Here is a 7185-nt window from a genome sequence, read left to right as displayed (position 1 = left end):
GGTCTTAACCGCCAGATCAGGAGAATGTGCTATAAGCTGGGTTACGAGGTGGTACAGCTGGTACGTGTACGAATAATAAACGTAACGCTGGGCACACTACCCGCCGGAGAATGGCGCTACCTCAGCTCCACCGAAATAGCGGAGCTTTTTAATACGGTGGAGTAAAACAGGTGCTTACGAGAGTGCCTGCGGTGGCGGACTTCCTGCTGGTTTAGACTTATCCTGCGGCAAAGGCACAAACTGCTCGTTATCGGTGGGTGGCAACAAGATGCGCCCTTCTTTCCAGTCGGCTTTGGCTTGCTCTATCCTTTCTCTTTTCGACGACACAAAATTCCACCAGATAAAGCGTTCGCCAAGTGGTTCGCCTCCGAGCAACATAAGCGTGGCAGGCGTTTTGGCCAGAATAACAGGGTCTACTCCTTTGTTAAACACCAGCATCTGTCCTTCAGAATAGGTGCGGCCAGCCACTTCAACAGAGCCCTTCGCAATGTAAAAACCACGCTCCGGGTGCTCTTTTGGCAAGCCAAAGCGAGCGCCCTGCTCCAGCACAACATGCAGGTAGAACAAAGGCGAATGCGTTTTCACGTTGCTCTGCAAACCAAATGCGTTACCGGCTATCAGGCGCATCCAAACGCCGGTATCCGTAAAAACAGGCAGCTGCTCAGGTTTATAATTATCAAAAGCGGGAGCAGCCTCTTCATCTTTCTCCGGTAAGGCTACCCAGGTCTGCAGCATCTCGAGCGAGCCACCTGCCAGCGCTGCAGGGTCTTCGAACCTTTCGGAATGTGCAATGCCACTACCGGCGGTCATCCAGTTTACCTCTCCCGGCCTGATTACCTGCTCAACGCCCAGGCTATCGCGATGCGTAACCTGCCCGCCAAACAAGTAGCTCACCGTAGACAAGCCAATGTGCGGATGCGGCAGAACATCCATAGACGGCAGCAGCTCCGGCTCCATGGCAATTGGTCCGGCATGATCCATAAAAATAAAGGGGCCTACCATGCGCCGCGACCGGAAAGGCAAAATGCGGCGTACTTCCATGCCAGGTCCTAAAGAAGCCTGACGGGCATCAATCACAATATCGAGCATAATTCTTGGTTAGTTTAAAGCCATTTTAGCTACAGCACATCATAAACTGCGTCTTCACATATCGGAATTCAAAATTGCACTGCCCGCTGTTACCTGATGCAAGACACAGGAAACAAGATCATTTTTTAATCCTGATAGAATGAGAGAAATCAAGGTTAATTCCCGATAAGTTGTGTCGTCATAGTTATAAAAAGCAGCACCTTGTATTCCATTTATTCATACTGAGAAGATAAGAGCCAGCAGGTTTGGTTCTATATAAGTATAGCAACCGGATTAAAATTAGTGCAACAGGTAAAACGAATGTATTTCAGGTAATATACACAGCACAGACCCTTGAGTAAAAATCTATTCATTTCTTTCTGAAGGCTTTTTTCATTAGAATAATTTAAATTTAAACAGGTCACCCTATCCACATACCCAGGCACTTCGTATTTTGTAAGACTATATTACAAAGTTTTTTTAAATAAAGCGCAGTAAATTTATCCCAGTTTACAGGATGGCTCATTTGCGACTTCAGCCATCCTTCTTTCAGATAACCATGACAAAAAAATTGCACGGGTAGCACGTAAAGCGGCCATAGGTAGTGAGGTAAAAAAGAAGTCAGGGTTGCTCAGGCTAAATTTCCAGGTTAATAAGGCTAGTAGCTTTACAACGCGTATAGGGCAGCTGCCTTTACACAAACTTAGGGCAAGTGTAGCGAAAAATTGCAGCGGCAATATTCTTTTGTTTTACCTAAAAGATATTTAAACTTGATGATGGAAATAGGAATAACCACTTTCGTAGAAAACACCCCTGACCCAGCCTCTGGCAAACTGCTGAGCCCGCGCGAACGGATGATGAACCTGATGGAAGAAATTGAACTGGCCGATCAGGTAGGCTTAGATGTGTTTTCCATTGGGGAGCACCACCGGCCCGATTTTGTGGTTTCTTCTCCGGCCGTTGTGCTGGCTGCTGCTGCAGTTAAAACAAAGCAGATAAAACTGTCGAGTGCTGTAACGGTGCTGAGTTCCGACGATCCGGTTCGTGTGTTCCAGGATTTTGCGCATGTCGATTTGTTATCGGGTGGCAGAGCCGAGATAATGGCCGGGCGTGGTTCCTTTATTGAGTCGTTTCCGCTGTTTGGCAACGACCTGAAAGACTACGACACACTTTTCGCTGAAAAACTCGACCTGCTGGTGGAGCTAAATAAAAGTGAAATGATAACCTGGAGTGGCAAGCACCGGCCCGCCATCGCGAACCGTGGCGTTTATCCGAGGCCTTACCAACCTGAACTACCCATCTGGGTGGCAGTAGGCGGAACCCCAGCTTCTGTGGTACGGGCAGCTACAAAAGGCTTACCCATGGCGCTGGCTATTATTGGAGGCGAGCCAGCCAGGTTCGTACCCTTCACCCAACTCTACAAGGAAACCTACGCCAAATCAGGGCACCCGGCAGCTAACCTGCAGCTGGCCATAAACTCGCACGGTTATATTGGAGAGAACTCACAGAAAGCAGCCGACGAATTTTATGGGCCCTATGCTTACCTGATGAGCAAGATTGGCAGAGAGCGTGGCTGGTCTGGCATGAACAGGCAGCAATACGACCTGATGCGCGCACCAGAAGGCTCCCTGCTGGTAGGTAGTCCGCAGCAGGTTATCGACAAAATACTGTACAATTTCGAGTTGTTTGGCAATACCCGTTTCCTGCTGCATATTAGTGTCGGCACTTTACCGCATGCCCAGGTGCTAAAAGCCATAGAACTGCTAGGTACTGTGGTAGCACCGGCGGTTAAAAAAGCTACAAAACCATGATATTGCCTCCTAAGGCCTCAGTCCACGTGCTACGGTCTTGGGAGGCAGTTTTCGGTTTACAGTGAATTAGGCTTTTCCAGAACAGCAGTATTTCGTTTTGCCTGCAGCACATGCCGGTCGTTGTGGGCTACCAGAAACTGCAGCACATCACCAGGTTTCATCGTGAGCCAGGCCATAACCGACACGGCTATTTTAGGACGATCCAGATCTGCTGTAAAAGCCTGGCGCAACAAAACCAACAATTCCTCCTGCTGCCTTATAAACTCGCTTACCGCCTCCTGCGCATCCGGCACCTGGGGCGGCAGGTGCTTTTTAGAGGCTTTATACTTTTTTCGGCCGGTTTCAGGTGCCATCATCTGAATAAACTTTTTACCAAGCCAGGTGCTGGTAAACGTAGCTGAAGGAGTAGCGACAGGCGCATTGGCAAAGGCTGTACGGAGGCGGGGCAGGTAGTAGCTGCCGTAGCTGTTCAGGTGCGCCAGGCACTGTGCTATGCTCCAGCCGCCATCGGCAGCTGGCTGTTGCAGCGTGTGGTCAGGCAGGTTCTGAAAAACCCGTACGGCCTCTTCTATGTGCTGCTCCACTTTGTTTTCTAAAGCGGTAAGCAATTGGGTTTTAAGGATGCCGCTCATATTAACGTGCCTGTTGCGTTACAACAAATTTTGCATGAGCCACCACCAGCACAAGCGCCAAAACAAATAACACCGCTTCAATCAGGAGCCACTGCGTACCGAAGTCGCCAAGTGCACCTTCGCTAAAGATGGTAATGGTTCGCGATAAGGCATAGAAACCCCAGAGCAGGCACAGCAAAGCCAGCCCTTTTCGTGTATCGTGCAGCAGCAGGTACATCAAAGTAATAAACAAAGTAAGGCCAACACCACCATACACGCCCCTGATAGAACTGAAGGCATCGGTATTTGGCAGCTGTACCTGCACCAAATCCATAACCGATTGCGGATTAGCAAAGGCCATGGCACTAACAGACAAAAGACTTAACCCTGACAAGAGTATAAATCCCTTCGACAAAACAGTTACAACTTTCTGATTTTTCATAACGATCTACTTTAAATGGAACGTTACAAAGTTGCCACGCTTCCCCATAAAAATTCTTGGTAAATACCAACATTCCTGGTTCGGCATCGCCAGGTCAGAAATTGTAGACGTTGTACCTATTCCAATTGTATGCGAATTGTAGTAGCGTTCGCTAACCCTGGTCAATATCCTGAAGTCAACCTTTTCACAAAGAGCAGTAAACAAAAGTCAATTAACTAACAATTTAGCAACTAGCAGCTAAATTATGCTAATGAAAATGGCCTTCCGAGAGCAAATGACCTGTGCTAGTGTCAAGGGCTGTGTCAGATCCTGACCTTATTTAACAGCTTACTGAAGTTTGTTGCATCAATGCCCAGGTAGTTGGCCAGGTACTTGTGCGGCACCAGTTGCAGAATATGCGGACTCCGCTTCAGCAAAACCCGAAACCGCTCCTCCGACGAATAACACTGCAACTCCACGAGCCGCTCCAACACCCCCGAAAGGCTATGGGTAATTCCTTCCCTGATCATGGTATCGATGCCGGGCTGCGTCTGCATGAGGTGCTGTACCTCGTTGCAGGAGGTACGCAAAAAGGAGGATGGCGAAAGCGTTTCGTAGAAGTAGCGCGATGGCTGCTGCAGCATAAAGGCATCGAGCACACCACCAAACGAAGGGGCATACGTGAAAACCAGCGTAGCCTCGCGATTCTGCTCATCGAAGTAAAAAACCCGCTGCACCCCCTCCACCACAAAATAAAGGTACTGCTCCCTCTCTCCTGCTACGGTTAAGGTTTCTTTTCGCTTTGCCGAAAATGGTTTCCAGATGGCTGCAAATTGCTGCCACTCCTGTTCCGGCAACGGCCTGATGGCTGTTACCACTTGTTTTAACTGCAGTAGTTTTTCTTCCATACTGGCGGATTATAGTAGGCGTCATACCTTACCGGAATTCGAAATTGCATACCTTCAAAAAGCAGGACCCAAGTATCAGGACTCAGGATTTTTTTTAATCTTTCTGTTGAATTTGAAAAAGTAAAGCTATGTATTCCTAGAGCTTATGTCGAAGTCTAAATATATGTGTAAACCGGCATCAAATATGAGACAAAGTTTGGTGGAAGAAAAACCAGATGGCAAGTATTATGTAGGTGGATTGAAAGTTCTTAATAGCAGGAGCATCTGCGGAAATGAGCCGAAGAAACTTACCAGCGCTAACTTCATTTTTAGCTCTCTACCTTACCTTTAGAGTTTGCCCACCCTTGGCGAAATTTTCCTTAAATTTCTTCTGAAGGCCTTTTTCATTTGAATAATTAGGCAGGTAAAGCCGACTGCGCACCAGTTAAAATTCTTCTAGGGTAAAGGCATTGCTGGCAGCAGCACCTGCCATGGTACCCGAAGCCACTGCAACCGAAACAGCACGCATATTGGAGGCATCGCCGCAGGCATAAACGCCTCCCGTTGTGGTTTCCTGCAATTCGGATACTTTTAGCAGCCCTTGCTGGGTTAGTTCGCACCCTAATGCTGCCGGAATGTTGCTGTTTTGCTCAAATGCCGGCCGGGCATACATTACTTTTACTGCAAACCCCGAAGCATCTTTAAAAGCCACCTGCTGCAGTTGTCCCTGCTCCTCCTGCAGGTAAGCAATTTCCTTCTCTATTACTCTGATGTTGTTTTTCCTGAATTTTTCAGTTTGCGCTTCCGTAAAGTCAGGTGCGCCATTGGTTAAAATCGTGAGGTCTTTCGTCCAGTTAAACAGCAACTGTGCATAATGATAAGCGGTGTCGCCGTTACCTAATATGGCTGTTGGCTGGCTCCTGACTTCGTAGCCATGGCAGTAAGGGCAGTGAATAACAGAGGTGCCCCAGCAGGCGGCAAAACCCTGAATATCGGGCATTAAGTCTTTTAAACCAGAGGCGAAAATCAGCTTCCTTGTTAAAAACTCATCTCCTGCCGCAGTCTTTATTTCGAAACCTGCTGTTGTCTTGGCTCCAGATGCAGCTACTCCTTCGTAAAAATGAACAGAAGAGTACTGCTCTACCTGCGCCCTGGCAAGCTGCGCTATTTGGTGAGGAGGCTTGCCATCGTGGGTAATAAAGTTGTGTGAGTGCGGTGCTTGCCTGTTGCAGGGCTTCCCGCCATCCAGCACCAGCACCTTTCGGAGCGCACGGCCCAAACTCATGGCAGCCGATAAGCCCGCAAAACTGCCGCCTATTATAATAACATCAAATTTATAAGGAATTTCCATGGCGTGTTCGTGTTTGTTTACAGCAAAGTTAGCAGTAGTTTCTATATTTGCAACAAAGTTGCAAATATAGAAACTACTGCTAAGAGAGAGCCTAAGAGTAGATAAACAATTTTTGTTTTGCTGCCTGTTTCAGTGCTAAACATGCTGTAGGATTTTGCTTGAGCAGCATCACAAGGTTAGAAGTCAGCACCAGAGGCTTCAGGCGGATTACTGTCTCAAAAATTAAAAAGTTGAAAACAAAAAGCTACCGGCACCTTGAGGTTTCAGCTTGTAAGGACAATTGGCTGTACGCTAACGCGGAAATACTATAGCCCAAGCGCTTTTGCGGAATTAGACCACGACCAGTTAAATTCGCTCAATTACGATATAACGGGCCGCATAGCCATTGCTTTTGTAGAGCAGTTGCAAGGCGGTAATAAACGACTTCCGGTAAGAGCGCAGCGTGTTGAGGTGACTGTTCGGCTCCAGGTAATTGATGTAACCTTGCCCACTAATGCGCCCCACAAACCTACGCACTTCCTGCTCCTGCACCTCCGCTAAACCACGCGCAAGTTCCACAGAACGCATGTAGCGAGTGGCCGTTTTCATGCTCTGGTAATCGGAAAAAGCATAGAGGCGGTAATAGGAACTGAGCTTAACTGATTTCATAACGCAAAAGTAAAGCAGGCTGCCGGTTTCTGCCAGCCCTTTGTCGCTTAAATGGTGGTTGAATCTTTGCTATGTTGTCATCGAGCAGCAGTAACAGATAGTACTTTTCGGCATGCATTTTGTATTTAATCTAATTTTAATGTAATTTTTTTTTGATCACATACTTGTGTTTGTTATAATTGCATTAAATGTTAAAACATTATTTTTCACTCGATCACACCAAATGAAATTAACCTTTCTACTAAAAATATGTTTTGCAGGTATGCTGGCAAGTTTAGCAGTTAGCAGTTGTGAAACAAAGCAAGTTATTGAGCCTATAGTAATTGAAGATCCGATCAGGACCAGAGCTGAGTTTTCCATCTTCGAGAATGTGAGCGACAGCCTTTTT

The 7185-nt window shown here is 47.2% G+C and carries 7 protein-coding genes; 1 reads left to right on the top strand and 6 read right to left on the bottom strand.

Annotated features, from left to right (window positions below):
• Positions 1-174: 174 nt before the first annotated feature.
• Positions 175-1089, bottom strand: a complete 915-nt coding sequence (locus FVR03_RS23385) for a pirin family protein (protein WP_147924195.1) — start codon at positions 1087-1089, stop codon at positions 175-177.
• 755 nt (positions 1090-1844) lie between these two features.
• Between FVR03_RS23385 and FVR03_RS23380 the strand changes: the two genes are divergently transcribed.
• Positions 1845-2879, top strand: a complete 1035-nt coding sequence (locus tag FVR03_RS23380; protein WP_147924196.1) for an LLM class flavin-dependent oxidoreductase — start codon at positions 1845-1847, stop codon at positions 2877-2879.
• Positions 2880-2935: 56 nt separating this feature from the next.
• Here the strand turns inward: FVR03_RS23380 and FVR03_RS23375 are convergent, their stop codons facing one another.
• The 5 genes from FVR03_RS23375 to FVR03_RS23355 form a co-directional block, all read right to left on the bottom strand.
• Positions 2936-3511, bottom strand: coding sequence for a DinB family protein (locus FVR03_RS23375; protein WP_147924194.1), 576 nt, complete (start codon positions 3509-3511; stop codon positions 2936-2938).
• Position 3512: 1 nt separating this feature from the next.
• Complete coding sequence (locus tag FVR03_RS23370; RefSeq protein WP_147924193.1) at positions 3513-3932, bottom strand: DUF4345 domain-containing protein; 420 nt, start codon at positions 3930-3932, stop codon at positions 3513-3515.
• 302 nt (positions 3933-4234) lie between these two features.
• Complete coding sequence (locus FVR03_RS23365; RefSeq protein ID WP_147924192.1) at positions 4235-4819, bottom strand: Crp/Fnr family transcriptional regulator; 585 nt, start codon at positions 4817-4819, stop codon at positions 4235-4237.
• 424 nt (positions 4820-5243) lie between these two features.
• The gene (locus tag FVR03_RS23360; protein WP_147924191.1) at positions 5244-6149 is read right to left on the bottom strand and encodes an NAD(P)/FAD-dependent oxidoreductase; all 906 of its coding nucleotides are present in this window, start codon (positions 6147-6149) and stop codon (positions 5244-5246) included.
• A 345-nt stretch (positions 6150-6494) separates the two neighbouring features.
• A complete protein-coding gene (locus FVR03_RS23355) occupies positions 6495-6797 on the bottom strand; it encodes a hypothetical protein (protein WP_147924190.1) in 303 nt (100 codons plus the stop codon).
• Positions 6798-7185: the final 388 nt, after the last annotated feature.

This window comes from Pontibacter qinzhouensis, assembly GCF_008017455.1.
Classification (GTDB): Bacteria; Bacteroidota; Bacteroidia; order Cytophagales; family Hymenobacteraceae; genus Pontibacter; species Pontibacter qinzhouensis.
The sequence above is the reverse complement of the archived record's forward strand: the minus strand, read 5'-3'. Positions and strand labels throughout refer to the sequence as shown.